22 protein-coding genes are annotated in these 25,901 nt (G+C 58.5%); 10 read left to right on the top strand and 12 right to left on the bottom strand.

What is annotated here, in order from left to right:
• Positions 1–29: 29 nt before the first annotated feature.
• From EF096_RS02620 to EF096_RS02630, 3 genes are all read right to left on the bottom strand, one after another.
• Positions 30–1,019: a response regulator gene (locus EF096_RS02620; RefSeq protein ID WP_123888063.1), complete on the bottom strand. Its 990-nt coding sequence runs from the start codon at positions 1,017–1,019 to the stop codon at positions 30–32.
• Between the two features lie 4 nt (positions 1,020–1,023).
• Positions 1,024–4,686 carry a PAS domain S-box protein gene (locus EF096_RS02625; RefSeq protein ID WP_123888064.1) on the bottom strand — a complete coding sequence of 1,221 codons (3,663 nt, stop codon included), beginning with the start codon at positions 4,684–4,686 and terminating at the stop codon, positions 1,024–1,026.
• Positions 4,687–4,846: 160 nt separating this feature from the next.
• A complete protein-coding gene (locus tag EF096_RS02630; protein WP_123888065.1) occupies positions 4,847–5,470 on the bottom strand; it encodes a TetR/AcrR family transcriptional regulator in 624 nt (207 codons plus the stop codon).
• A 158-nt stretch (positions 5,471–5,628) separates the two neighbouring features.
• Here EF096_RS02630 and EF096_RS02635 point away from each other — a divergent pair, with 158 nt between their 5' ends.
• The gene (locus tag EF096_RS02635) at positions 5,629–6,849 is read left to right on the top strand and encodes an acyl-CoA dehydrogenase family protein (protein WP_123888066.1); all 1,221 of its coding nucleotides are present in this window, start codon (positions 5,629–5,631) and stop codon (positions 6,847–6,849) included.
• 677 nt (positions 6,850–7,526) lie between these two features.
• On the opposite strand, the gene EF096_RS02640 is transcribed toward EF096_RS02635, so the two are convergent.
• Positions 7,527–8,609 carry a 5-(carboxyamino)imidazole ribonucleotide synthase gene (locus EF096_RS02640; protein WP_123888067.1) on the bottom strand — a complete coding sequence of 361 codons (1,083 nt, stop codon included), beginning with the start codon at positions 8,607–8,609 and terminating at the stop codon, positions 7,527–7,529.
• A gap of 10 nt (positions 8,610–8,619) precedes the next feature.
• Positions 8,620–9,111 carry a 5-(carboxyamino)imidazole ribonucleotide mutase gene (gene purE, locus EF096_RS02645; protein WP_123888068.1) on the bottom strand — a complete coding sequence of 164 codons (492 nt, stop codon included), beginning with the start codon at positions 9,109–9,111 and terminating at the stop codon, positions 8,620–8,622.
• Between the two features lie 310 nt (positions 9,112–9,421).
• Between purE and EF096_RS02650 the strand changes: the two genes are divergently transcribed.
• Entirely contained in the window at positions 9,422–10,216 is a 795-nt protein-coding gene (locus EF096_RS02650) for a hypothetical protein (protein WP_123888069.1), read from the top strand.
• A gap of 39 nt (positions 10,217–10,255) precedes the next feature.
• Here EF096_RS02650 and EF096_RS02655 read toward each other — a convergent pair whose 3' ends face one another.
• From EF096_RS02655 to EF096_RS02665, 3 genes are all read right to left on the bottom strand, one after another.
• The gene (locus tag EF096_RS02655) at positions 10,256–10,963 is read right to left on the bottom strand and encodes a carbonic anhydrase (protein WP_123888070.1); all 708 of its coding nucleotides are present in this window, start codon (positions 10,961–10,963) and stop codon (positions 10,256–10,258) included.
• Positions 10,964–11,094: 131 nt separating this feature from the next.
• A complete protein-coding gene (gene oadA / locus EF096_RS02660) occupies positions 11,095–12,906 on the bottom strand; it encodes a sodium-extruding oxaloacetate decarboxylase subunit alpha (protein WP_123888071.1) in 1,812 nt (603 codons plus the stop codon).
• 87 nt (positions 12,907–12,993) lie between these two features.
• Positions 12,994–14,409, bottom strand: coding sequence for an acetyl-CoA carboxylase biotin carboxylase subunit (locus EF096_RS02665; protein ID WP_123888072.1), 1,416 nt, complete (start codon positions 14,407–14,409; stop codon positions 12,994–12,996).
• A gap of 254 nt (positions 14,410–14,663) precedes the next feature.
• Between EF096_RS02665 and EF096_RS02670 the strand changes: the two genes are divergently transcribed.
• The gene (locus EF096_RS02670; protein ID WP_123888073.1) at positions 14,664–15,599 is read left to right on the top strand and encodes a LysR family transcriptional regulator; all 936 of its coding nucleotides are present in this window, start codon (positions 14,664–14,666) and stop codon (positions 15,597–15,599) included.
• Between the two features lie 55 nt (positions 15,600–15,654).
• Here the strand turns inward: EF096_RS02670 and EF096_RS02675 are convergent, their stop codons facing one another.
• Positions 15,655–15,861 carry a PA3496 family putative envelope integrity protein gene (locus EF096_RS02675; protein ID WP_123888074.1) on the bottom strand — a complete coding sequence of 69 codons (207 nt, stop codon included), beginning with the start codon at positions 15,859–15,861 and terminating at the stop codon, positions 15,655–15,657.
• A gap of 112 nt (positions 15,862–15,973) precedes the next feature.
• Here EF096_RS02675 and EF096_RS02680 point away from each other — a divergent pair, with 112 nt between their 5' ends.
• From EF096_RS02680 to EF096_RS02695, 4 genes are all read left to right on the top strand, one after another.
• On the top strand, positions 15,974–17,083 hold the full coding sequence (locus EF096_RS02680) for a sugar diacid recognition domain-containing protein (RefSeq protein WP_123888075.1): 1,110 nt from the start codon (positions 15,974–15,976) through the stop codon (positions 17,081–17,083).
• 174 nt (positions 17,084–17,257) lie between these two features.
• Positions 17,258–18,616 carry a GntP family permease gene (locus EF096_RS02685; protein ID WP_123888076.1) on the top strand — a complete coding sequence of 453 codons (1,359 nt, stop codon included), beginning with the start codon at positions 17,258–17,260 and terminating at the stop codon, positions 18,614–18,616.
• Positions 18,616–19,764, top strand: coding sequence for a glycerate kinase (locus EF096_RS02690; protein WP_123888077.1), 1,149 nt, complete (start codon positions 18,616–18,618; stop codon positions 19,762–19,764). The genes EF096_RS02685 and EF096_RS02690 overlap by 1 nt, the downstream gene beginning before the upstream one ends.
• Positions 19,765–19,818: 54 nt before the next feature.
• The gene (locus tag EF096_RS02695) at positions 19,819–20,547 is read left to right on the top strand and encodes a DUF1294 domain-containing protein (RefSeq protein WP_123888078.1); all 729 of its coding nucleotides are present in this window, start codon (positions 19,819–19,821) and stop codon (positions 20,545–20,547) included.
• 60 nt (positions 20,548–20,607) lie between these two features.
• Here EF096_RS02695 and EF096_RS02700 read toward each other — a convergent pair whose 3' ends face one another.
• Positions 20,608–22,197 carry an ABC-F family ATPase gene (locus tag EF096_RS02700; protein ID WP_123888079.1) on the bottom strand — a complete coding sequence of 530 codons (1,590 nt, stop codon included), beginning with the start codon at positions 22,195–22,197 and terminating at the stop codon, positions 20,608–20,610.
• Between the two features lie 174 nt (positions 22,198–22,371).
• Between EF096_RS02700 and EF096_RS02705 the strand changes: the two genes are divergently transcribed.
• On the top strand, positions 22,372–22,821 hold the full coding sequence (locus tag EF096_RS02705) for a GNAT family N-acetyltransferase (protein ID WP_123888080.1): 450 nt from the start codon (positions 22,372–22,374) through the stop codon (positions 22,819–22,821).
• A 2-nt stretch (positions 22,822–22,823) separates the two neighbouring features.
• Here EF096_RS02705 and EF096_RS02710 read toward each other — a convergent pair whose 3' ends face one another.
• Complete coding sequence (locus tag EF096_RS02710) at positions 22,824–23,441, bottom strand: flavin reductase family protein (protein WP_123888081.1); 618 nt, start codon at positions 23,439–23,441, stop codon at positions 22,824–22,826.
• Between the two features lie 166 nt (positions 23,442–23,607).
• Complete coding sequence (locus tag EF096_RS02715) at positions 23,608–24,696, bottom strand: NADH:flavin oxidoreductase/NADH oxidase (protein WP_123888082.1); 1,089 nt, start codon at positions 24,694–24,696, stop codon at positions 23,608–23,610.
• A 101-nt stretch (positions 24,697–24,797) separates the two neighbouring features.
• Between EF096_RS02715 and EF096_RS02720 the strand changes: the two genes are divergently transcribed.
• A complete protein-coding gene (locus EF096_RS02720; RefSeq protein WP_123888083.1) occupies positions 24,798–25,109 on the top strand; it encodes an ArsR/SmtB family transcription factor in 312 nt (103 codons plus the stop codon).
• A gap of 93 nt (positions 25,110–25,202) precedes the next feature.
• A complete protein-coding gene (locus EF096_RS02725; RefSeq protein WP_123888084.1) occupies positions 25,203–25,871 on the top strand; it encodes a restriction endonuclease in 669 nt (222 codons plus the stop codon).
• Positions 25,872–25,901 lie beyond the last annotated feature (30 nt).

A 25,901-nucleotide genomic window follows, 5' to 3' on the forward strand; every position in this document is an offset into this window, starting at 1 on the left:
AGAAGTGTTCCACAGGCAGGGTAACAAGGCTACTCCGCCCAGCGATTACGAATCTCGATGATAGCCGCAATGCTATTGATAAAGCAGGTTACCAGCGCTGGATCAAAGTGCTTGCCACTCTGCTCCTGGATCAGTTGCACTGCAGCTTCTACTGTCCAGGCCTTTTTATAGGGTCGCACACTGGTTAGCGCATCGAATACATCGGCGATGGCGACAATGCGGCCCTCAATAGGAATGGCCTCACCGACCAGGCCCTTGGGATAGCCTGAGCCATCCCATTTTTCATGGTGCGAGAGGGCAATCCGTTTGGCCATCTGCAGCAGCGTGGCATCGTGATCGCCAATAATCTGCGCGCCGATCTCGGGATGCTGCCGCATCACTTGCCATTCCTGCTCGTCGAGCTTGCCGGGTTTCTGCAGTATGGCGTCAGGCACGCCAATCTTGCCAACGTCGTGCATTGGTGCCGCGTGCAGGATTTCATCGGCTTCCTCTTCGCTGAAGCCTGCCGCAAGCGCGATGATGCGTGAAAAATGGCTCATGCGGATGACGTGCAGGCCGGTCTCGTTATCCTTGTACTCAGCTGCCATACCGAGACACTGGACGATGTTGAGGCGCGTCTCGCGCAGCACGTCGGCACGCACCAGCGATAGGTGAGTGCGCACCCGAGCACGCACTATCGGGCTGCTAACCGGTTTGGAAATATAGTCCACTGCGCCAAGCTCGAAGCCGCGGATTTCGTCTTCCACAGTGCTGAGAGCGGTCACAAAAATAACCGGGATACTATCGGTGAGAGGGTTTGCCTTGAGCCGGCTGCAGACTTGATATCCCGTCATACCGGGCATCATTATATCGAGCAGTATCAAGTCCGGGCTTTCTGTCCCGGCTAGTGCCAGCGCTCGTTCGCCGTCACGGGCGAACAGCAACCGGTATTCGTCTTGCAGAATATGGCGCAGCAAATGCAGGTTGGACGGCTCATCATCGACCAGCAACAGGGTACGGCGGGCATCTCTCAATGGCATGGCATCAGTCTTCGATAACGGGCGCGGCAAGCTCGAGTTCGAGCTGCTGCACTGCTAGGTGAAAATCAAAATCGTCGAGTGCTTGCTGGATCAGCGTCAGCCGCGGCTCTGATACCAGGCCGACGAGCTTTGATAGGCGACTCTCCAGCATTTCCCCCCGCTTCAGGCTGGCGATCAGATTGCTGAGTAGCTTATGACGTTGCTGTTGCTGTTGCTGCGTTATCGGCAGCTTCGCGACTGTCTGCTGATCTTCGGTTGGCGCCGGGATTGCAGCCTCGGCAGCCTGCAAGGCCTCATGTAGCTCATGCACTGCGTCGGTCAGGTCACCAAGGTTTTCCTCGGTTATACGTGACTCCATGGCCGTAGCAAGCAACTGCACCTGTTGCAGTCCCAGGTTGGCAGCGCTCCCACGCAGTCGGTGTAGTAAGGCCGCTGCGCCTTCGCTCTGTCCGCTCTCCAGCAGCTGTGCCAGCTGACCTGGCGTATCCTGGTTGCTCTGCAAAAAGAGGCGAAGAGCCTGCTCCAAGGCATAGGAGCTACCCCAGCGCTGAGCACCCTCGGACCAATTGATCGAGCCTTCGGCGGGCGCTGGTGCGGCCATAGCAGGCTCGTCGGTGAGCTGCTCGGTGAGTTGCAAAGCTCGGCACATCTCGCGCTGCAGCGCGAGGCGGTCTACCGGTTTTGAGGCAAAACCATCCATGCCGGCTGCCTTGGCTGCCTCCCTATCCTTGTCCAATACGCTTGCGGTTAGAGCGATGATTGGCGTTGGCGGCCTGCCCAGGTTTGTTTCGTAGCGGCGTATGATGCGCGTGGCTTCCAGGCCGCTCACCTCAGGCATCTGCATATCCATGAGGATCAGGTCAAAGTGCTGTTCGGTCATCCGCTCAAAGGCAGCAAGGCCGTTGGTAACGCAGGTAACACTGTGTCCGTCAGCGCTAAGGATCACCTCCATCAAGCGCAGGTTATCGGCAACATCATCGGCCACCAGAATCTTCAGCGGCGGTAGCGTTATACGCTTGCTAGAGCTGGAGGGTTGCAACGATTGCGCTTCAATCAGCGGTAGTTGGATGATGAAGCACGAGCCTACACCTTCCTCGCTTTCAACCTTTATGCTGCCACCCATCAACTCTACCAGCTGCCGGGAAATCGTCGTCCCTAGTCCGGTACCGCCGAAGCGCCGGCTCATCGAGGCGTCTGCTTGGGCAAAGGGTTCGAAGATGAGCTTGATTCGTTGCGGATCAATGCCGATGCCAGTGTCGCGCAAGCGTATGCAGATGCCGTCCTGCGCGGAACTGACTTGCAGCTCAACCTGGCCGTCGAGGGTGAACTTGATGGCATTACCCAGCAAGTTGGTGAGTACCTGGCGTAAACGCATGGCGTCGCCGTAGAAGTAGTGCTGATCCAGTTGATAGTCAAACGTTAGCTGCAGACCTTTCTGCGTCGCCTCGAGGCGGAAAACGGCAAGCAGCTGCTGACAAAGCTCGAATAGCGAAAAAGACTGGTATTCCAGCTGTACTGCGCCTTTTTCCAGTTTTGCTGTATCCAGAATATCGTTTAGCAGACCCAATAGTGATCGTGCTGCGTTATGCACGGTTTTGACGTGTTGTTGCTGAGCGGCTGGTAGCTGGTTGTCACTGAGCAACACGTCACTAAAACCAATGATAGCGTTCATCGGGGTACGAATTTCGTGGCTCATGTTGGCCAGAAAGGCACCTTTGGATTCCGCCGCCAGTTCGGCCCGCTCTTTGGCCTCAACCAGGTCGACTTCCATGCGGTGACGTTCGCTGAGATCGGTTGCCAGCATGATTACTTTGCGCGGCTTGCCGTCCGTATCAAGGATAGGATTGTAATAAGCCTGTACATAAACCACATGCCCATCAATGTGGCGCAGACTGAACTCGCCGGCCACGTAGTCGCCTTTACTCAGCCTTGGCCAGAGTTGGTTACTTTCTTCGCAGGGCTCGAACACCAGCGCGTGCGGGGCTCCCAGCAGACTTGAGCGCGCATAGCCGCTGAGGGCGAGAAAGCGCTCGTTTACCGAGAGAATAGTTGCGTCCATACCTAGCTCAAGCATGCCCTGCGCCTGGCTGATGGCATAGACAATGCCCTCGAATTCGGCGTTACGCTGCTTGCTGTGGGTAATGTCGATCATCACCCCGTCGATCCATTGTGCCGTTCCCTGCTCGTCGAAGATGGCACTGGCGCTTTCCGAAACCCAGCGCTCACTGCCATCGCGGTGGATAATACGGTACTCAATATTGTACTTCTCACGCTTGCTGATAGCGTGCATTACGCGGTCATAGCAGCGTTGCTCGTCGTTGGGATGGATCAACGCGGCAAAGCTTTTACCGCCTGCCAGAAAGTCGTCGGCTGGCCAGCCAGTGAGTTGTTCGGCAGCTTCGCTGATAAACAGCATGGGCCAATCATCGCGCGGCAAACAGCGGAATGAGGTGCCCGGGATATTGGCAATCAGCGTCCGATATTGTTCTTCCCGCTGTTGCAGTGATTGCTCAAGACGACGCTGCTCACTGATATCACTGATAAACCCGACAAAGCGCACTACGTCGCCCGTCCCGGTTTGGCCAATGGCAACACGTACCGGGAACTCACTACCGTCACGCCGACGACAGGTGCTATCCAGGCTCTTACCGAGCAACTGGGGGCGCAGGCCTGCGTTGAACTCACGCAAAAACGCGAGATGACCTTGGTAGCTCTGATCAGTGAGCAGCAGGCGCATATTCTGGCCGACCAGCTCTGCCATTGACCAGCCGAACAGGCGCTCTGCGGCGCGGTTCATTTCGTGAATGGTGCCGTGCTCGTCTGAACTGACGATCGCGTCTACTGCGGTATCAAATACGGCGCGGGTTTGCGCTTCGCTGTCATGCACCTGGCGATATAGCTGGCTGAAACGAACGATACCGTTAACCACACCCACCAGCCCGCCGAGTATCAGTGTGGTCAAGGCAATGATCAGACCTAGCGTCAGGTGTTGGCTGTACTCTGGGCTGTAGTTTGCCGGCGCGATACCGATAAAACGCGCTGCTGCCATGCCGGCGTAATGCATTGAGGCAATCGCCAAGCCCATGATCAAAGCGGCAATGAATAGAGCTCTTGGTGATTTCTGTGACAAGCCGAAGCGAATTCGAAGCGCCAGGGTAGACAGGCCGGTGGCGACAACGATGGACGCGACAAACCAGGCAGGATCAAACAGCAACTGCGCGTCGGCGCGCATGGCTAACATGCCGCTGTAGTGCATGCAGCCGATACCCAAGCCGATCAGAATGCCGCCGCGTGCGAGCTCGCTCCAGCCCAGCTCGCGGCGCGACAGTAGCGGTAGGGCGATTAGCGAAGCGGCCAGGGCAGGGAGGAACGACAGCAGGGTGATTGCCGGATCAAAGCGAACTGGCATGCCGATATCGTAGGCGAGCATGCCAATGAAGTGCATGGCCCAAATACCACCAGCAAGTGCAGCGGCGCCGCTGACGATGGCGCCTTTACGCGCCGACTCGTTAACGGCAACGCGAGCCAGCCCGGCAACCTGCAGCGCCAGCCAAGACGCGGCGATGGCGATCACGATCGACAGAAACATCAGGCTGTGATGATGCATTCCCTGCAACAGCGGGCCGGTATTTAACTCGGCGTTATAAAACCAGGAACCAATCAGCACTGCTTATCCCCGTTCTACGCGACGGCCAGCGGCCAAGCCGTCTACTGATGGAAGCATCAGCTACTTGCCGATGATTGCACAATGTAATCATAGTTCGCACACGGCTTATCTGACAGGAACGTAACCAGCTGTGTACAGCGCGTCAAAAGATATCGGCTCCTTAAGCGTCTGCTTGAGGACCGTTTAGCAGCTGCTGCCAGTGATTGCGGATCGTGGTCAGTGATTCGTCGCCGCCGAGCTGACCGCGGAACAGCAGTACGCTACCCAGCACCGTTGAATATTGGATCAGCGCCATTGCCCGCGCAGTGCCGGGGGCAACCAGGGGTTCAAGCAGCTGCGCGCTCTGTTCGACGCGCGCGTTATCCACAGTAGCAACGATGTTGCGTGCATAGTCGTCGCGCTGCGCGTAGTCGCGGATTGCGAATTCAACCTTCATGCGCTTGAACTCGACGGCCGGTCCCTCAAACATCAGCGTGAGCACCCGATCTACTTCCTGCTCAGGTGAGAGGCTGGGATCTTTACCAGGTTGCCAGTAACGCAGGCCCCGCATGCGCAGGGCCTGCCACTGATCGAGAAACAAGTGGATAAAGCTGCCAAGGTCGTCGAAATGCCAATAGAAACTGCCGCGAGTGACTTTCAAACGTTTAGCCAGGGGCAGCACGCGCAGCTGATCGAAGCCGCCTTCCAGGATGGCCTCGGTCGCGGCATTAAACCAATCCTGCTGACTGAGCACTGCCCGACCTTTGGGTCGGCCACGCGGATTGGCTTTGGCGGGGGCAGGCATGGCAGCACTCTCATGGATAAGACAGAGCTGGCATTATAAGTCAGACGAAGGCGCCGTCATATTGCTTTCCATACACAATTGACAATACACATGTGTATTGAGATCTTGGTTGGCAGGACGCCCATGCGGCGATAGCGAACCGAGTCAGGAGTTAAGCCATGTACCAGCAAACCGAACGGGGCCTGGATCTGCAAAAACGGGTATCGGCCTTTATGGACGAACATATCTTCCCTAATGAGCAGGCCTACGAAGAAGAGATCCGCGCCAACGAGAAGGCTGGCAACGCCTACACCACAGTGAAACTGATGGAAGAGCTGAAGGCCAAAGCGCGCGCTGAAGGGTTATGGAACCTGTTTCTGCCCGAGGCCGAGCACGGCCCGGGGCTGAGTAACATGGAATACGCGCCTTTGGCTGAATTGATGGGCCGGGTACCCGGTATGTGGGCCTCCGAAGTGTTCAATTGCGGTGCCCCTGATACCGGCAATATGGAAGTCCTCGCACGCTACGGCACCAAAGCGCAGCAGGAGCGCTGGCTGACGCCGCTGCTTAACGGCGAGATCCGCTCTGCCTTTGCCATGACCGAGCCGCTGGTTGCCTCATCGGATGCAACCAATATTGAGACTCGTATCGAGCGTGATGGCGACGAGTACGTGATCAACGGGCGCAAATGGTACATCTCGGGCGCTGCCAATGATCGCTGCGAAATTATGGTGGTGATGGGCAAGAGCGATCCAGAACACCCCAATCGTCACCAGCAGCAGTCGATGATTCTGGTACCGATGGACGCCCCTGGCGTTACCGTGCTGCGCGATATGGGGTGTTACGGCTACATGGATCCGCCCTATGGCCACCCGGAAATTCTGTTTGAAAACGTGCGGGTTCCAGCCAGCAATATGCTACTGGGCGAGGGCCGTGGCTTTGAAATCGCCCAGGGCCGCCTCGGGCCAGGGCGTATTCACCACTGCATGCGCGTGATCGGTCAAGCCGAGCGGGCGTTGGCGCTGATGTGTGAGCGTTTGAGTCATCGCGTTGCCTTCCACAAGCCCTTGTCGGAACAGGGCGTGTGGCGTGAGCGCATTGCCGAGTCGCGGATCATGATTGATCAGGCGCGCTTTCTGGTGATGAACGCAGCGTATTTGATGGATACGGCCGGTAACAAGGTTGCAGCCAAGCAAATCGCGATGATCAAGGTTGCGGCGCCGAACATGGCGTGCCAGGTGATCGACTGGGCTATTCAGGCGCATGGCGCCGGTGGTTTCTCATCGGACTTCCCGTTGGCGCAGCTATACGTTTATGCCCGCCACCTGCGCACGGCCGATGGCCCGGATGAGGTGCACCGCAACGCGATTGCCAAGGCGGAGCTTAAGGCTTATCAGTAAGCGTGCTGGCGCAGTAAGGCTCGGTTTGTATTCTCAGTTCTGACGTTCTGACGTTCTGACGTTCTGATGTTTTTATCGAGTCAGCTTTTCGCCTTGATGGCGAGCCAAGGGGGGCCGCTTGCCCGGCCCCCCTTAGCAATCCCCCGGGGCACCCGACTGCATGGCCCTTCGGGTCCGCTGCGTTGCTCGATCTACCGGGGACACGCGCAAACTCGCTTCGCTCAGACACCGCGCGCGCCTTTTTCCCGGTAGCTCTGCGCTACTCGCCCACGCAGACGGGGAGTTGCCCCGTGTATTTGTATTGATTTTTAAACGGCTCTAGCTTTGTTAAAAATGGTGAAGCGGGTACATGTATTTGTCCCGTTTACGCGGGCGAGTAGCGCAGGACTGGCGGGAGAAAGCCCGAGGAATGTTGGGGGCGCCTAGCCTGAGGAGCGCAGCGACGAGTTCCGCAGGGCCCCGTCAGGCCGAGCAACGCAGCGAACCCGAAGGGCCGCGTAGTCGGGTGCCCCGGGGGATCGCTAAGGGGGGCTGGGCAAGCAGCCCCCCTTGGCTCGCCAAAAAGGCGAAAGGCTGACTATCCAGTATCTGAAAAGCTATGTCTAAAAACCTGCGCGCAAGCGTCAACAAAAAAGGCGCAACACTCGCATGCTGCGCCTTTCTCACTGCCGGGATGATCAGCCCTTGATCAGCGCCTCAACCTCAGCAATCCGACCCTTCAAAGTAGTCATATCAGCACAACGCAGCGTGGCGTGGCCCACCTTGCGGCCGGCCTTGAAGGCCTTGCCGTAGTGATGCAAATGGCATTGCTCGATAGCCGTTACCTTGCTCGCTTCCGGCACTTCACCAATGAAGTTCAGCATCGCGGCTTCGCCCAGGGTAGCGGTGGAGCCCAGTGGCAATCCGGCGATGGCGCGCAGGTGGTTTTCGAACTGGCTGCATTCGCTGCCTTCAATGGTCCAGTGACCAGAGTTGTGCACGCGCGGTGCAATCTCATTGGCTTTCAGGCCGCCGTCGACTTCAAAGAACTCGAAGGCCATGACGCCAACGTAGTCCAGTTTATCGAGCACCTTGCTCACGTAGCTTTCGGCCTGCGCTTGCAGCGGGTGCGCGGTGCTGGCGATCGACAGCTTGAGGATGCCGTTCTCGTGGTTGTTGTGCACCAGCGGGTAAAAGCGGGTCTCTCCGTCGCGGGCACGCACGGCGATCAGCGACACTTCACCGGTGAATGGCACAAAGCCTTCGAGAATGCAGGGCACGCTGCCCAGCTCGGCAAAGGCGCCGGCAACATCGTCAGGCTGGCGCAAAACTTTCTGGCCCTTGCCATCGTAACCCAGGGTGCGGGTTTTCATAACGGCTGGCAGCCCTATCCGCTTTACTGCTGTGTCCAGATCCGCTTGGGACTGGATGTCGGAAAAGTCGGGGGTAGGGATGCCCAGGTCCTGGAACATCGACTTCTCGAACCAGCGGTCACGGGCGATGCGCAGTGACTCGGCATTTGGATAAACCGGCACGAACTGCGAGAGAAAGGCGACGGTTTCTGCAGGCACGCTTTCAAACTCGAAGGTAACCAGATCGACTTCTTCAGCCAGCTGGCGCAGGTGATCCTGGTCGCTGTAATCAGCGCGGATATGTTCGCCCAGCGCCTGCGCACAGGCATCTGGCGCCGGATCAAGAAAAGCAAATTGCTGGCCCAGCGGGGTGCCGGCCAAGGCCAGCATACGACCGAGTTGACCACCACCGATTACGCCGATTTTCATAGTCGATTCCTCAGGCCTGACGCGGGTCTGCGTTGCTCAGCACGTTTTCAGTTTGTTGGGCGCGAAAGTCCTGTAGCGCCTGGCTGAACTCGGGGTGCTTGCCGCCAAGAATGCTAGCCGACAACAAAGCCGCATTGACCGCACCGGCTTTACCGATAGCCAGGGTTGCGACCGGCACGCCAGCGGGCATCTGCACGATGGAGAGCAGAGAATCAACGCCGGACAGCATGGAGGATTGGACTGGCACGCCAAGCACGGGCAAGTGGGTCTTGGCCGCGCACATGCCTGGCAGGTGGGCCGCGCCGCCAGCACCAGCGATGATCACCTCAATACCCTTGCCAGCTGCTTCTTCAGCGTACTGGAACAGCAGGTCAGGGGTGCGGTGCGCAGACACTACCTTTACTTCGTAGGGAATGCCCAGTTGATCCAGCATATCGGCCGTATGGCTCAGGGTGGACCAGTCGGACTTGGAGCCCATGATCACGCCAACCAGTGCGCTCATCTGTTTTGTGCCTCGCTCAGTGTTGCCGCCTGCTGGCGGTAAAAACCAACAAGCCACGGCAGAGAACTGACGTGGCTTGGAGAACACAGACCATGCAGCGCTGAAGCCGCTCGGCCTGAAAAATAGAATCTAGTGCTGGAGTATAACCCGATTGGGGGCAATACAGAATCCAAGCCTGCGCGGGATAGTGACTGCACCACGAACCGGACGGCTTTTATCGGCGCAGTCTGGCAAGGCCGAGTGCATACAGGCACAATTCCCGGAGTGGACCAGTTGGTCAAAATACACATGAACTTAAAGGAATAGCCCCATGCGTCGTACCTGGATGTTGGTATCGGCAGGCCTACTCAGTGTGCCGGTCAGTGCGCTTGAACTCGCCAAGTATCCGTTGGCATTCAGTGGTGAGCGTGGATTACAGGTCCAGCTGGCGCCCAGTGCCGATGGTGACCAGGCGCTGTTGCAGGTAACCGGCGTCAACAGCCCGATTGATGAGGTGGTGTTTCTGACGCAAGTGCAGGATCGAGGACAGAAAACGCTGGCCTATCGCACAACCTATGACGGTGAGCAGCGAGCCCTGGTGGTCAAGCGCGAAGACTGGGGTCGTGAGCAGTACTTCCTCTACCTGCCAGGTGAAGGCGAGCAGTCGCTGGTGCCGGATAGCGATTTGGCCAAGAGCGTCAGGCCACAGGCGTTGGAGGCGCTATATGAGCAGCAATACAGTGATGGCGTGCACGCCGAACTGGCCAGGTTCAAGCGCGCAGTGCATCAGCAGGATGCAACAGCCGCGCTGGCCGCCAAGGACGCTGAGGCCCAGCAGGACTGCGGTAGCACGGTCAGCACCGAGGTGTATTGGTCGCAGATTAGTGATGAGCAGCTACAGCAGCTGAGTATTGCCGGTTACTGCGGCGAGGTGGTCAGCCAGATGGCAAGCATTTGCCGTGCGGACGCCGACTTCAAGACCAAGGCAGCGACTATTCAGACCGTCAACTGCACCTTTGGTGACGAGTTGAAGTTGCGTCATGAGGGCGGCGCAATGTTGTTCAGTACCGAGCGCAACGCGCCCAATCAGGGCGACTTCATTAACGCTTATCTACGTAACCTCTGAACCGGCTAAGCCGCAGACACCTAGCCTGCGGCTGCTATGTCAGCGCTTGGGTGATACCGGGTAGCGTGCACGTGGCGTAGCCATAGGTATGGGGCCGTCGCCGATCTCGCGAAACTCGCCGGTATCTGCATCATAGGCGCGGATCTGGGCTGTTTCGATATCGTAGACCCAGCCGTGGATAAACAGCTCGCCACGGGCGAGGCGGGAGGCGACCGAGGGATGCGTAGCCAAATGCTGTAGCTGGGCCACCACGTTTTCTTCGGTCAACATGCTGAGTTTGTCATCGCCGCAGCCGCAGTTGTCTTCTACCACGATCTTGGCGACTTCCGCGTGACGCAGCCAGGATTTCACCGTGGGCAGGGCTTCAAGCTGGGCGGGGTCGAGTACGGCTTTCATCGCGCCGCAGTCGGAGTGGCCGCAGACGATGATGTGATGCACGCCGAGGGCCGCGACCGCAAACTCGATGGCGGTAGAAACGCCGCCCATCATCTGTCCATAGGGCGGTACGACGTTGCCTACGTTACGCGAGACAAAGAGGTCACCTGGGGCGCTTTGGGTGATCAGCTCGGGAGCAACACGTGAGTCGGCACAGGTAATAAACATGGCGCGTGGAGTCTGTTCAAACGCGAGTTTCTTGAACAGTTCCTGTTGCTCGGGGTAAACCTCGTGGCGAAACCGGTTGAAGCCGTCAACAATCTGCTGCAACGCTTCTTCGGCAGTTTCGGTTTTTTTCGGGTCGTTATTCATGTCGCAGTCTCAATCATCAGGTTGGGCTGTACAGGTAGACGATCAGTGTCTGTCAAACGGCACCAGCGTTACAGCGTTGCCGGTGCCGCTCTCGGGTTGCCGGTATCATCGCCGGCCATATTGCTGACGAATCAGGCTTCGATTTCGATCAGGATCTCGCCGGGATTGACGCGATCACCTTTGGCTACATTGACCGCTTTTACGGTGCCGCCAATGGCTGCCTGGATCTCACTTTCCATTTTCATGGCTTCGCTAACCAGTACCGCCTGACCGGCTTTTACGGTATCGCCAACCGCGACCAACACATCCACCACGTTACCCGGCATGCTGGTGGTCACATGGCCCGGCTCACTGGCCTGCTTGCGCTTGCTTCCGCCGTCGCCGACGAAGGCGTTGAGCGGCTCAAAAACGGCTTCTTCCGGCATGCCATCCATGCTCAGGTAGAAGTGACGTTTGCCATCACCTTTGACGCTGACACCGGTGATATCCACGCGGTAGGACTCGCCGTGTACATCGATGATGAACTCGGTCGGTACGCCTTCGCTGCTGGCGGCGGGTGCACTTTCGCCCGGCGGTGGCAGCAGTACTTCCGGCTTGAGTGTGCCGGCTTCGCGTTCTTCAAGGAATTTGCGCCCGATATCCGGGAACATCGCGTAGGTAAGCACGTCTTCTTCGGTTTTTGCCAGCTCGCCGACTTCGCCGCGCAGACGGTCCATTTCTGGCTTGATCAGATCTGCCGGGCGCACGTCGATAACATCTTCGCCGCCGATGGCCTGACGCTGCAGTTTCTGGTTGATCTTGCCAGGTGCCTGACCGTAACGACCCTGCAGGTAGAGTTTAACTTCGTTGGTGATGGTCTTGTAACGCTCGCCGGCCAGCACGTTGAACACCGCCTGGGTGCCAACAATCTGCGACGTTGGCGTCACCAACGGGGGAAAGCCAAGGTCTTCACGCACCCGAGGGATTTCCGCGAATACGTCCTGAATGCGGTCCAGTGCGCCTTGTTCTTTCAGCTGGTTAGCCAGGTTGGACATCATGCCGCCTGGTACCTGGTTGACCTGTACGCGGGTATCGACGCCGGTGAACTCACTCTCGTACTGGTGGTACTTCTTGCGTACGGCGTGGAAGTACATGCCGATTTCCTGCAGCAGCTCCAGATCCAGACCGGTGTCGAATTCGGTGCCCTTGAGTGCGGCAACCATGGATTCGGTGCCCGGATGGCTGGTGCCCCAGGCCATGGAGGAGATAGCGGTGTCGATATGGTCGGCGCCGCTCTCGATTGCCTTGAGCTGACACATGGCAGCCAGACCAGCGGTATCGTGCGAGTGGATGAACACCGGCAGGTCGAGTTCGGCTTTTAGTGCTTTCACCAGCTCACCGGTTGCGAAGGGAGTCAGCAGGCCGGCCATGTCCTTGATGGCGATGGAGTCGACGCCCATCTCGGCCATGGCCTGGGCTTGTTTAACAAAGGCTTTGACCGTATGCACCGGGCTGGTGGTGTAGGCGATGGTGCCCTGGGCATGCTTGCCGGCGGCTTTTACTGCTTCGATAGCGACGCGCAGGTTGCGCACATCATTCATGGCATCAAAGATGCGGAAAACGTCGATGCCGTTGGCGGCCGCCTTGGCGACGAAGGCGCGAACGACGTCATCGCTGTAATGGCGATAGCCGAGCAGGTTCTGGCCACGCAGCAGCATCTGCAAACGGGTATTCGGTAAAGCCGCGCGCAGCTGGCGCAGGCGCTCCCAAGGATCTTCCTTGAGGAAGCGCACACAGGCGTCAAAGGTCGCGCCGCCCCAGACTTCCAGCGACCAGTAGCCAACCTGATCAAGATTGTCACAAATGGGCAGCATATCTTCGGTACGCAGACGGGTGGCCAACAGCGATTGGTGGGCGTCGCGCAGTACGGTATCGGTTACGGTGATTTTACGTGTGGTGCTCATTATCTGTTCCTCATCAGCTGCAAGCTTCAAGCGCCAAGCTGCAAGCGGTATCGCTTATGGCTTGCTGCTTGAAGCTTGCCGCTAGTGTCATAGTCCGGCGTGCGCAGCAATCGCGGTAGCGATGGCCAGGGCCAATTCTTCGGGTTTGCGTTTTACTGAATAGTTCAGCAGTTCCGGGTGCGCTTCAACGAAGCTGGTGTTGAACACGCCGCTACGAAATTCGTCATTGCGCAGAATTTCCTGGTAGTAGGGCGTGGTGGTCTTCACGCCCTGCAGACGCATGTCATCCAGCGCACGCAGGCCACGATCCATCGCCTCTTCCCAGGTCAGCGCCCAGACAATCAGCTTCAAACACATGGAATCGAAGTTCGGCGGAATGGTGTAGCCGGTGTAAATTGCCGTATCCACCCGCACACCGGGGCCACCAGGGGCGTAGTAGCGGGTAATCTTGCCGAAGGAGGGGAAGAAGTTGTTCTTCGGGTCCTCGGCGTTGATACGGAACTGAATGGCAAAGCCTTGGTGGTGAATATCTTCCTGCTTGATCGACAGCGGCAGGCCCGAAGCAATGCGGATCTGTTCGCGCACTACGTCGATGCCGGTGATCTGCTCGGTAATGGTGTGCTCGACCTGAACGCGGGTATTCATTTCCATGAAATACACTTCGCCTTCGGCGAGCAGAAACTCCACCGTGCCGGCGTTCTCGTAACCCACCGCCTGCGCCGCTTTCACTGCCAGATCGCCGATATAGGCGCGCTGTTCCGGCGTTAGCTGCGGGCTGGGTGCGATCTCGATCAGCTTCTGGTTGCGCCGCTGGATTGAGCAGTCACGCTCGAACAGGTGCACGGTGTTGCCGTGACTGTCGGCGAGGATCTGCGCCTCGATGTGCTTGGGATTGACGATGCACTTCTCAAGGAAGATGTCCGCCGAGCCGAAGGCCTTGGTAGCCTCGGAAATAACCCGTGGCCATGCCTGTTCGAGTTCGGCCTTGTCGTTGCAGCGACGAATACCGCGACCGCCCCCACCGGAGGTTGCCTTGAGCATCACCGGGTAACCCACACGCTCGGCTTCGCGCAGCGCTTCGGCCATATCGGCCAGGTTATCTTCGGTGCCGGGAGTAACGGGTACACCTGCAGCGATCATGCTGCGGCGGGCCTGGGTCTTGTCGCCCATGCGGGTAATGACATCACCTGAGGGGCCAATAAACTTGATGCCGCGCTCTTTGCAGATGTGCGCCAGCTCAGCATTCTCAGAGAGGAAGCCGTAACCGGGATGCAGTGCATCACAACCGGTTTCGACGGCCAGGTTGACCAGTTGGCGTGGGTTCAGATAGCCCGCCAGGGGATCACTGCCCACATTGTAGGATTCGTCGGCACGTTTGACGTGCAGGGCGTAGCGGTCTGCGTCGGTGTAAACCGCGACCGAAGTAATGCCCATCTCTGCACAGGCGCGAATGATGCGAACCGCAATCTCGCCGCGGTTGGCAATCAGAATTTTCTTGATCACGTACGCTTTCCTCGTGGTGGTGATCGAGTGGTTGCTCGAAAACGTTTGCGTATCACCGCGCCGGTGCGTGGCCGGCGGGTAATACATTGCAAAATATTTCTCCAGTTACCCTAGGCGCGTTGCCGGCGCATGTGAAATGAATAATATTTGGCTTATCTATAAGTAATTGCTTATAGATAAGCTTTGAGCCATTATTTTCGTGGGCTGCGGGCCCGTTGCGGTCTCTTTTAATCCATCAATCAGGTTAGACCATCATGCGTAAGTCCTTACTGCGAATGACGTTGCGCCAGTTGCAGGTGTTTCGTGCGGTCTGCGAAAGTCGTTCGTATAGCCGCGCGGCTGAGGCCATGTCGTTGACCCAGCCGGCAGTCAGTCTGCAGATTCGTCAGTTGGAAGAGCAGGTCGGCCTGCCGCTATTTGAGTATGTTGGACGTAAGCTCTATTTGACTGAGGCGGCCGAATCCTTGATCAGTGCCAGTGACGATATCTTTGATCGTCTCGATAGTCTGGAGATGAACCTGTCCAGCCTGCAGGGCAGCCTGCGTGGCGAGTTGCGGCTGGCCGCGGCGAGCAGCATTCAGTATGTATTACCACATGTGCTGGCCGCCTTTCGGCAACGCTTTCCGGATATCAGTTTTCGTGTCGAGGTAGCCAGTCGCGCCCAGATTATTCAGCGCTTGGCTGATAACCGTGATGATGTGGTCTTGATGGGGCTGGTGCCGGAGGATCGAGCGCTGGAATTCTTCCCGGTTCTGAATAATCCGATTGTCGCGGTCGCCGCGCCGGATCATCCGCTGGCGGGTCAGCAGCAGCTGCCGCTGTCCACGCTGGAAGCCGAGATGGTACTGCAGCGCGAGGCGGGCTCCGGTATTCGTAAAGCCTGCGATGAGTTTTTGCAGCTCAAGCGAGTGCATCTGCAGCAGGTGATGCAGCTGGGCTCGACCGAAGCGCTGGTGCAAGGGGCAATTGCCGGGCTGGGTGTGGCCATGGTGCCGGGGCACGCAGCGGCACCCTTTATCCGACACGGCGAACTGGTTTGCCTGAACATAGCCGAGCTGCCGCTGATGCGCAGCTGGTGTGCGGTGCACGCCAGGGGCAAGCGTCTGAGTCCGGTTGCCGAGGCCTTTCTTGGCTTTTTGCGCGAGGAAAGGGCGCTGATTCGGCAGCTCGCGGAGCCTTTTGAACCTTAGCACTCAACCTGAATAGTCAGAGCGCTTGCTTAGCGTGTGGCGTATACGCCGCGAGCTATTGCAGTCGTTGCGAGCGGTGGTCATCGGTATGACCCAGTAGCTCGGGAAAGTCGCAGACGCTCGCCTGCAGGCTCTGGCTTTCGCGGTAGTCTTCGATGGCTCGGCGGTATGACATGCGTCGCTTGTCTTCCTGGCGTCGCCGCTCGCGTCGCACGTTATTACTGGAGCTGCTGTCACTAAGGTAATCTGGATTCAGGGCCATGGGGCTATTTCCCGTATCAGTGAATATCTGGCAACGGGAGCTATGATGAAGCAGAGGCCATGACGTGTTTATGACAGCAAAACACCGTCTGTCGACTAATGAGGAGTAGCGGATGTTCGAACTGGACCGGCACCTGGCGCAGGACATTGTTGATCGTGCCATGGCGATCCTTCCCTATAACATTAACGTGATGGACCGCCAGGGTCTGATTATTGGCAGTGGCGACAGCAGCCGTATCGATACTCGGCATGAAGGCGCACAGCTGGTACTCGCTAACCAGCGGGTAGTGGCGCTGGATGAGCAGGCGGCAGCGTGTTTGCAAGGGGTCAAGCCGGGGATCAATCTGCCGTTGCTGCACGCCGGCAGGCTGGTCGGTGTGCTCGGTATCACGGGTGATCCGGCCCAGGTTAAACCCTTTGCCGAGCTACTGCGTATGACTGCCGAGATGCTGGTCGAGCAGCGGGTGTTGCAGGCTGAGCAACATTGGCGCGGTCAGCAGCAGGAGGCCTGGCTGGTTAATTTGCTGGATTGCAGTTATCCGGTCAGCAGTCTGCTAGAGGATGCCGAGCGCCTGCGTATGCGCTGGCGCTGGCCGCTGCAGCCCTGCGTTATATCGCTGTCACCGGAGACGGATCACCAGCACGCGCAGGGGCAACTGGTTACCCAGATGCGCGCGCGGCATCCCGCTGACATCTTGCTCCCGTTGGGCCTGCACGATGTGCTCTGGCTGCGCAGCGGCAAGTCTCACGCGCCCAAATTGAGCTGGTTGGAACAGGTCGACAAACGTGATTGGCCGGTGGGTCGCTTGTTGCTGGCTGAGGCGGTCGGCAATCTTGCGGACTTGCGCGAAGCGACCGAAGCCTTGCTCAATTTACGCGATTACGCCCAGGACCTGCGCCTATCAGAGCGCTTGATTCGGTTGAGTGACTACCGCTTGGCGGTGCTGCTGCATCACTTGCAGCCTTCCTGGACCGTGTCTCAGTTGCTGGCACCCCTTGAGCTGTTGCGGCAGGCGGACAGCAATGGCCAGTTGCTGCTGACCTTGCGGGTCTGGTTGGCGCATAACGGTCATGCCCAGAGTTGCGCCGCGGCGCTGGCAATTCACCGCAACAGCTTGCGCTATCGTCTGGAACGCATCGCCGAGATTACCGGATTAAATCTCGACTTGATGGCGCACCGCGTGCTTTTGAGCATCGGACTCTCGCTTTTGCCAGAGCGGTAGGATGATTGAGGCTGTGCAGATGCCCATATAGGGCGCATTAATTAGCCAAGTATGTTGTGCGAATGCATAGGGTAATTGTCTTGCGAGTGGGCAACAATGCTCTCTTGGCTCCGCCCAATGGCGGTTATAGCCCTCTCACCCATACCGGCACACACAATAAAAAGGAGTTCAGCCATGGGCCTCGTCCTGATTCTGGTCGCCCTGATCGCGTTTATCGTATTGGCTACCGCCCGACTTAAACTACATCCCTTTCTTGCCTTGCTCGGAGCTGCGCTGCTCGCCGGCTTCGCCTACCAGGTGCCGACCATGGAGATCGTCAAAACGATCACCGCGGGCTTTGGCGGTATCCTCGGTTATATTGGTATTGTCATTGCGCTCGGTACCATTATCGGCGTGATTCTGGAGCGAAGCGGGGCTGCCATCACCATGGCAGAAACTGTGATCAAGCTGCTGGGGGAGCGTTTCCCGACGCTAACTATGTCGATCATCGGCTATCTGGTATCGATCCCGGTGTTCTGCGATTCCGGTTACGTGATTCTCAACTCGCTGAAAAATGCGCTGGCAGCGCGTATGAAAATCTCGGTGATCGCTATGAGCGTGGCGCTGGCGACCGGGCTTTATGCTTCCCACACTTTTGTACCGCCGACCCCTGGCCCAATTGCCGCAGCCGGCAACCTGGGTTTGGAGAACAACCTGGGTCTGGTGATTCTGGTAGGTCTGGTGGTTTCCATGGTAACCGCGTTGGCGGGGATGCTCTGGGCCAACCGCTTTATCGGTAAGGACATTGAGCTGGTAGATAACGGTACCCACGTGATGGATAGCGAAGACTACGAGCAGATTCGCGCCAAATACGGTGTACTGCCCAGTGCCACCAAGGCTTTTGCCCCCATCTTCCTGCCGATTGGCCTGATCTGTCTTGGTACCCTGGCCAACCTGCCAGCGAAGCCGGTGGGTGAAGGTATTCTGTACACCGTATTGGCCTTCCTTGGTCAACCGGTGGTGGCGCTGGCTGTCGGCTTGGGTCTGGCGTGCACCCTATTGCGTTCGGATAACAAGCGTGAAGAGTTTCACGAGCGCGTGGTTGAAGGCATTCAGGCCGCTGCGCCTATCCTGCTGATCACCGGTGCTGGCGGTGCTTTCGGCGCCATGCTGAAGATTACCCCGCTGGGTGATTACCTGGGCGCTACCCTGTCGGCGCTGGGGATTGGTCTGTTCATGCCGTTCATCGTATCTGCTGCGCTCAAGTCAGCGCAGGGCTCAACTACCGTCGCGCTGGTCACCACCTCGGCATTGGTTGCGCCGCTGCTTGGCCAGCTCGGGCTCGACAGTGAAATGGGTCGGGTGCTCTGTGTCATGGCTATCGGCGCGGGTGCGATGACGGTTTCGCACGCCAACGACAGCTTCTTCTGGGTGGTTACGCAGTTCAGTCGCATGAGCGTGAGTACCGCTTATAAAGCGCAGACCATGGGTACGTTGATGCAGGGCATTGCCGGCATCATCACCGTTTGGCTGCTCAGCTTGGTGTTGCTCTGATGAAATTGGTTATTGCTCCGGATTCGTTCAAGGAAAGCCTTTCTGCCAGCGCGGTCGCGCAAGCCATTGCTAGTGGCTGGTTGCGGGTTTATCCCGATGCAGAGGTGCTGTGCTGTCCGATGGCCGACGGCGGTGAAGGTACCGTCGATGCAGTGCTGGCGGTGACCACCGGTGAGCGGCGCGAGTGCACGGTTGCGGGCCCGCTTGGCGCTCCGGTGCAGGCGCACTGGGGCTGGTTGCCGGATCAGCAGGCAATGATTGAAATGGCGGCAGCCAGCGGTCTGCACCTGGTCCCGGCAGCCGAACGTGACGTGCGTCTGGCCAGCAGTTATGGCACCGGCGAGTTGATTCGCGCGGCGCTTGATGCCGGTGCGCGGCGCATCGTGCTGGGGCTGGGCGGGAGTGCGACCAATGATGCTGGCGCGGGTTTGCTGCAGGCGCTGGGTGTGCGCTTTCTGGGCGCTGATGGTAACGAGCTGGCGCCCGGTGGTGCGGCGCTGGCGCGGCTGCAACACATTGACCTGACCGGGTTGGACACACGTCTGGCGCAGGTTGAGGTGATGGTGGCCGCGGATGTGGATAATCCCCTCTGCGGACCCAAGGGCGCCTCGGCCATCTTTGGCCCGCAAAAGGGCGCAACTCCGCTGCAGGTAGCACAACTGGACCGCGCGTTGGCGCACTTTGCTGATGTGATGGCTGCAACGCTGGGTGATGATGTGCGTTATCACCCTGGTGTCGGCGCCGCCGGCGGACTGGGCTTTGCTGCCAAAGCGGTACTCAAGGCGCAGTTTCGTCCCGGCGTTGAGCTGGTGGCCGAGCTGTGCGGACTGGCGCAGATGCTGCGCGACGCCGATCTGGTGATTACCGGTGAGGGGCGGCTGGATGGTCAGAGCCTGCATGGCAAGACGCCGGTTGGCGTTGCACGCCTGGCGCGCAGTGCCGGCGTGCCGGTGATCGCACTGGCGGGTAGTCTGGGCGAGGGCTACCAACGCTTGTACGCTGAGGGCATCGGCGCTGCCTTCAGCCTGGCTCCCGGCCCGCTGACCCTGGAGCAGGCAATGCAGGATGCCGGCGCCCAGCTTGCCGCCAGGGCAGCGGACCTGGCGCGACTTTGGCAGATAGCGGGCGCGGCGACCGCGCGCGACTAGTCGACCACAACGTCTCGGGTATACTGCCAACCTTGATCTCAGGGAAGGACAGGTATGGAGCAGCGAGGCGAGCTGATCAGCTGGAACGACGACAAGGGCTTTGGTTTTATTCAACCCGAACGCGCAGGTGAGCGCGTCTTTGTGCATATCTCGGCGATGCGCGGTGATGCGCGCCCGGTGGTGGGTATGCCGGTCTTTTTTGTTGCCGGGCAGGATGAGCGGGGCCGCCCGCGAGCCGAACACATGCGCGGCGAAGGGCTAAGCCTGGATCGCCCGGCGATTCGGCGTAAACCAGCAGCCGCAGCGACGTCTCGTACCGGGCGCAAGCCTGCATCGGTAGCCACTCCACGCAAGGCAAAAACACCAAAGCGGCGCCCAGCAAGCCATGCTGGCACGGTTCGCCAACTGCCACTCAAGTTGCTGATACTGGCGTTGCTTTGCGCGCTACCGCTGCTGGGTGCCATCAGTATGTTGAGCAAGCAGGCGATTGTCTGGCCGCTGGCGGTCTATCTGCTGGTCAGTATTGCCAGTTTCGTGCAATACGCGATCGACAAGCGCAGCGCCGAAATCGGCCGCTGGCGCACTCCGGAAAATACCTTGCATATAACCGAACTGCTCGGCGGTTGGCCCGGCGCCTTGATAGCGCAGCAGGTCTTTCGCCACAAGACACGCAAGGCCTCTTTTCAAACGGTTTTCTGGCTTATTGTGCTGGTGCACCAAGTGTTCTGGTTCGACCACCTAGTGCTTGATGGTGAGCTGCTGAGAGCGGTGCTGGCGGGCTAGCTTCGGCGCTTGGCGGGCGACCCAAGGCCGCCGCCGTGCTGAGGGAGAAAGATGGGCGGGTTAAAAAACCACGCCCTGGCTGCGCAGGTAGTCGTCGTAGGTGCCGGAGAAGTCGGTTATGCCGTCCTCCGACAACTCGATGATGCGCGTCGCCAGTGAGCTAACGAACTCACGGTCATGGCTGACGAAAACCAGGGTGCCGGGGAAGTTTTCCAGCGCCAGGTTTAGTGCCTCAATCGATTCCATATCCAAGTGGTTGGTCGGCTCGTCCATCAGCATGACGTTGGCTTTTTGCAGGATCATTTTGCCGAACAGCATGCGGCCCTGCTCACCACCTGAGATTACTTTCACTGATTTCAGGATGTCATCGTTGGAGAACAGCATGCGACCGAGTGTGCCGCGCACCAGTTGTTCGCCGCCCTGGGTCCACTGCGACATCCAGTCGAACAGGGTGTAGTCGTATTTGAAGTCGTCGGCGTGATCCTGAGCAAAGTAGCCAACATCGGCACTTTCTGCCCACTTGACCTCACCTTTCATCGGTTCCATTTCACCGACCAGAGTGCGCAGCAGGGTGGTTTTACCGATGCCGTTGGGGCCGATGATGGCGACTCGTTCACCCGCCTCAATCTGCAGGCCCAGATTCTTGAACAGGACTTCGCCATCGTAGCCCTGGCTGACATTTTCCAGCGTGACGGCCTGACGATGCAGCTTCTTGTTCTGATCAAAGCGAATGAAAGGGCTGATACGGCTGGACGGCTTGACCTCGTCGAGCTGAATCTTGTCGATCTGCTTGGCGCGGCTGGTCGCCTGTTTGGCCTTGGAGGCGTTCGCTGAGAAGCGGCTGACGAAGGTTTGCAGCTCGGCAATCTGCGCTTTTTTCTTGGCGTTGTCTGACAGCAGGCGCTCGCGCGACTGGGTCGCTGCGGTCATGTATTCGTCGTAGTTGCCGGGGAACAGGCGCAGCTCGCCGTAGTCCAGATCCGCCATGTGGGTGCATACGCTGTTGAGGAAGTGGCGGTCGTGGGAAATGATGATCATGGTGCTGCTGCGCGCCGTGAGAATGGTTTCCAGCCAGCGGATGGTGTTGATGTCCAGGTGGTTGGTTGGCTCATCCAGCAATAGCACGTCCGGATCGGAAAACAGCGCTTGGGCCAGCAGCACGCGGAGTTTCCAGCCAGGTGCGACTTCGCTCATCGGGCCGAAGTGTTGTTCCAGCGGAATACCCAGGCCCAGCAATAGTTCGCCAGCGCGGGACTCGGCGGTATAGCCGTCCATTTCGGCGAATTCACCTTCCAGTTCGCCGACCTTCATCCCGTCTTCTTCGCTCATTTCCGCTAGCGAGTAGATGCGGTCGCGTTCGGCCTTAACTTTCCACAACTCTTCGTGGCCCATGATCACGGTGTCGATCACGCTGAAGTCTTCGTAGGCAAACTGGTTCTGGCGCAGTTTACCCAGACGTACGTTCTGATCGAGCATGACCTGGCCACCGGAAGGCTCCAGTTCGCCGCCGAGAATTTTCATGAACGTCGACTTTCCGCAGCCATTGGCGCCGATAAGGCCGTAACGGTTGCCATTGTTGAATTTGACGGAAACGTTCTCGAACAGCGGCTTGGCGCCGAATTGCATGGTGATATTGGCGGTGGAGATCAAGGGACAGTCCTGCCGGAGGTAAAAGATGAATGAGCGCGCCTGATCAGGCGGGCGGCGCATTGTACTGGTTGTGCCGCGCGAGCGACAGGGCCGCACGTCTGGCTGGGTGCTGATTGCTTTGCCGGTGCCCCCCACGCTGATACTCTCAGAGCCAATTATCGCGGAGACAACGCCATGCCTGTAACCCTCGTTTCAGCCGATTTGACGGCACTGCCGGATGTGGCCGATTTGTTCAACCAGTACCGTCAGTTCTACCAGCAGGAGGACGATCTGCCACGCGCCACCGCGTTTATCCAGGCGCGGCTGGTGCAAGGCGATTCGCTGATTCTTTTAGCGCGATCCAGCGCGGGCGAAGCGCTTGGCTTTGCCCAGCTTTACCCGAGCTTCTCGTCCATTGACTGTGCCGCGAGCTATCTGCTCAGTGATCTGTTCACAGCGCCCTCGGCACGCGGCCAGGGCGTGGGTCGGGCGTTGCTGTTAGCTGCTCGTGAGCAGGCGCTGGACAGTGGTCGCACCAGCCTGACGCTGGAGACCGCGGTGGATAACCTGACTGCGCAACGATTGTATGAGTCAGTCGGTTTTGTCCGCGAGCAGGGCTTCTTAACTTACATTTGGGCGCTATGAGTTTATTGTGGGCGGTGCATTTTAAATAACGCTTCCGGTCCAATACTGAAGTAGTCCGCCGGACCACCGCCACGCAGAATAGGCTGCGCTGCGGCAGTATCGTACACGCCCTCTACCAGCAGATGCCGGGCGATATGTACGGCAACCACTTCGCCGAGGACCAGCCAACTCTCAACCTGTTGGCCTTCGCTGGTCTGGAGCTGAATGATCTGCGTCATGCGGCATTCAAAACTGACGGGGCTTTCGGCCACACGTGGCGGTTTTATCAGGCGCGAGGGTGCTGCGGTCAGACCACTCAGAGCGAATTCATCTACGTCCGGCGCGACCGCTGCGCAGCTTTGATTCATCGCCTCGGCCAGCGGCAGTGTCGCCAGATTCCAGACAAACTCGCGCGTCTGTTCGATGTTGTTCAGGCTGTCTTTTCGGCCAATGCTGGAGAATCCAATGATCGGCGGTATGTAATTGAATGCATTGAAGAAACTGTATGGGGCAAGATTCAGGTTGCCGGCGCTGTCCTGACTGGAAATCCAGCCGATCGGCCGGGGCCCGACGATAGCATTGAAGGGGTCGTGGGGCAGGCCGTGGCCCTTACTCGTCTCGTAATAATAGGGGTCAGACATGGGCTGCTCCTGGTGAATAACTGAAGTGCCCAGACTAGACTAATTGGCATGTGGGCAGTTGCTTCTTTTCGGTTGGGCTCATGTCGGCATTAAGTGCTGATATGAGCGTAGGAAAAAAGTAGATGGAGCCAGCCAGGATGTCTATAGGCCGGCTCCAGATCAGTTATCAGTAGCGCTCAAGCCAATGCGCGTAGGGCGCTGGCAAGGTCCAGGATGGCTTGTCGATCTTCAGCTCACGGGCCGCCTGATAGGTCCAGTGTGGGTTGGCCAGATGCGCCTTGCCAACCATGACCAGGTCCAGCTGGCCATCCTGCACGGCCTTCTCGGCGATGTGCGGTTCACCAAAGCCCCAGGCGGAGGATACCGGCACGCCAGCTTCATCGCGGACTCGTTTGGCGATGGGGCCCATAAAGGCGGGTGCCCAGGGGATGTTGGCCTTGGGTGTGTCGAAGCCCATGCTGACGCTCATCATGTCCATGCCGGCGGCCTTGAACTGACGTGTCAGTTCGATCGACTCGTTCAGCGTTTGCTCATCGCGCCCGTCAAACTCGATGACACCAAAGCGGATGGTCAGCGGCAGATTCTCTGGCCAGACCTCACGCACGGCTGCCAGGGTTTCCAACAAAAAGCGACAGCGGTTCTCGAAACTGCCGCCGTAGGCGTCTGTACGCTGGTTAGCGTGCTCGGAGAAAAAACTCTGTGCCAGGTAGCCGTGCGCAAAGTGCAGCTCCAGCCATTCAAAGCCGACAGCCAGCGCACGCTTGGCGGCGGCAACGAAGTCACTCTTTACCCGGGCGATATCGTCCAGCGTCATGGCTTCTGGCACTTTGGGCAGGTTGGCGCCAAAGGGCAGGGCAGAGGGAGCGATAGTCTGCCAGCTGCGCGGGTCGTCACTGGCGATGTGATCGTCGCCTTCCCAGGGACGATTGGCGCTGGCTTTACGGCCGGCGTGGGCAATCTGGATGCCGGGCACTGCGCCGTTGGCTTTGATACCGCGAACGATGGGTGCGAAAGCATCGGCCAACTGGTCGTTCCAAATGCCGGTGCAGCCGGGTGTGATGCGGCCTTCGGGTGAAACCGCTGTGGCTTCTACGATAACCAGACCCGCGCCGCCACGTGCCATGCCGGTGTAATTGGCAACATGCCACTCGTTGACCAGGCCATCAGTGGCCGAGTATTGGCACATGGGTGGCACCGCAATGCGGTTACGCAGGGTTACGTCTTTTAGCGTGAAGGGTTGGAATAGTGCAGCCATGGTGGCTCCCGAAAATGAGCAATGAATGAGTGTGTTGATTCAGTTGTTCGATAATATTGGAACTATGGATCATAAGTAAAGCCTTGTGTATGATTCCGACTATGCGACCTTTCAAACATCCCCCGGTAAGTGACTTCAGCCTCGAGCGCGTGCTTTACGCCTTGAGTGATCCAGTGCGGCTTGACGTTGTGCAGCGTCTGGCTGAGGTTGAGGAGGCCAGTTGTGGCGAGCTGGACGGCGGCCGACCCAAGTCGAGCATGTCCCATCACTTTCGGGTGCTGCGCGACGCCGGGCTGGTGTGCACCAAGGGCGTGGGTACCACCCATATGAATTCGTTGCGCCGTGGCGAGCTGGACGAACGCTTTCCGGGATTGCTTACGGCCATTTTGGCTCAGCACGCCTCACCCAAATAAGTGATGGCGAATGAGCAGTGGTTCCTTTACCGCTGCGTAAACCGGATCTATTGTGATTAGTAGATAGCTGGATGCTGTTTTCAGGAGTCACGGATGGCCCAGAGTCAACGCACTTTCCCCTATGCCGACCTGCTGATTGTCGTCGGGCGGCTGCCTTTCTGGGCCAATCTCGGCTGTGCTCTGCTCAGTTGGGTGGTGCTGCGACACTACGCCAACAGCCCGCTTCCGCTGCTCTCTGGCAGCCAGTCCGCTGGCATTCTGGCGGGTCCCTTTTTCCGCCAGCTGGCTATGGTTGTGCAGTATGTGCTGCCTTTGGCTTTTGTCGCTGCGGCCCTATTGGCAGTATTCAATTGTCTCAGGCTATTGCGCCATCGCCGCGCTGTGCTGACGCAGAATCCGGCAGCATTGCTGAATAACATGGCTTGGCCCGCATTCTTTCAACTGTTGGAGCAAGCCTGGCGTCGTAAGGGCTACCGTCTACTGGGCTCCTCTCTTACCGCAACCGATGCCAGTTGTGACCTGCTGTTGCAGCATTCGGGCGAGCGCTATCTGGCACATTGTCAGCATTGGCGCGCCAGTAAGCTGGGTGTAACTCCGTTGCGGGAATTATTCGACCGCATTGTCACCGAAGGCGCTGTGGGAGGGTTTGTGGTGACCTGCGGTGAGTTCAGCGATGAAGCGCGTGCCTTCGCCGCTGAGCGTCAGCTTGAGCTGATAGATGGCGCACGTCTGCAGCGCTGGTTGTTGGCCAGCCGGCGTTAACGCCAGCACTGCAGGCTCACCCCCTATTCA

The organism is Pseudomonas neustonica, assembly GCF_003797945.1.
GTDB lineage: Bacteria > Pseudomonadota > Gammaproteobacteria > Pseudomonadales > Pseudomonadaceae > Halopseudomonas > Halopseudomonas neustonica.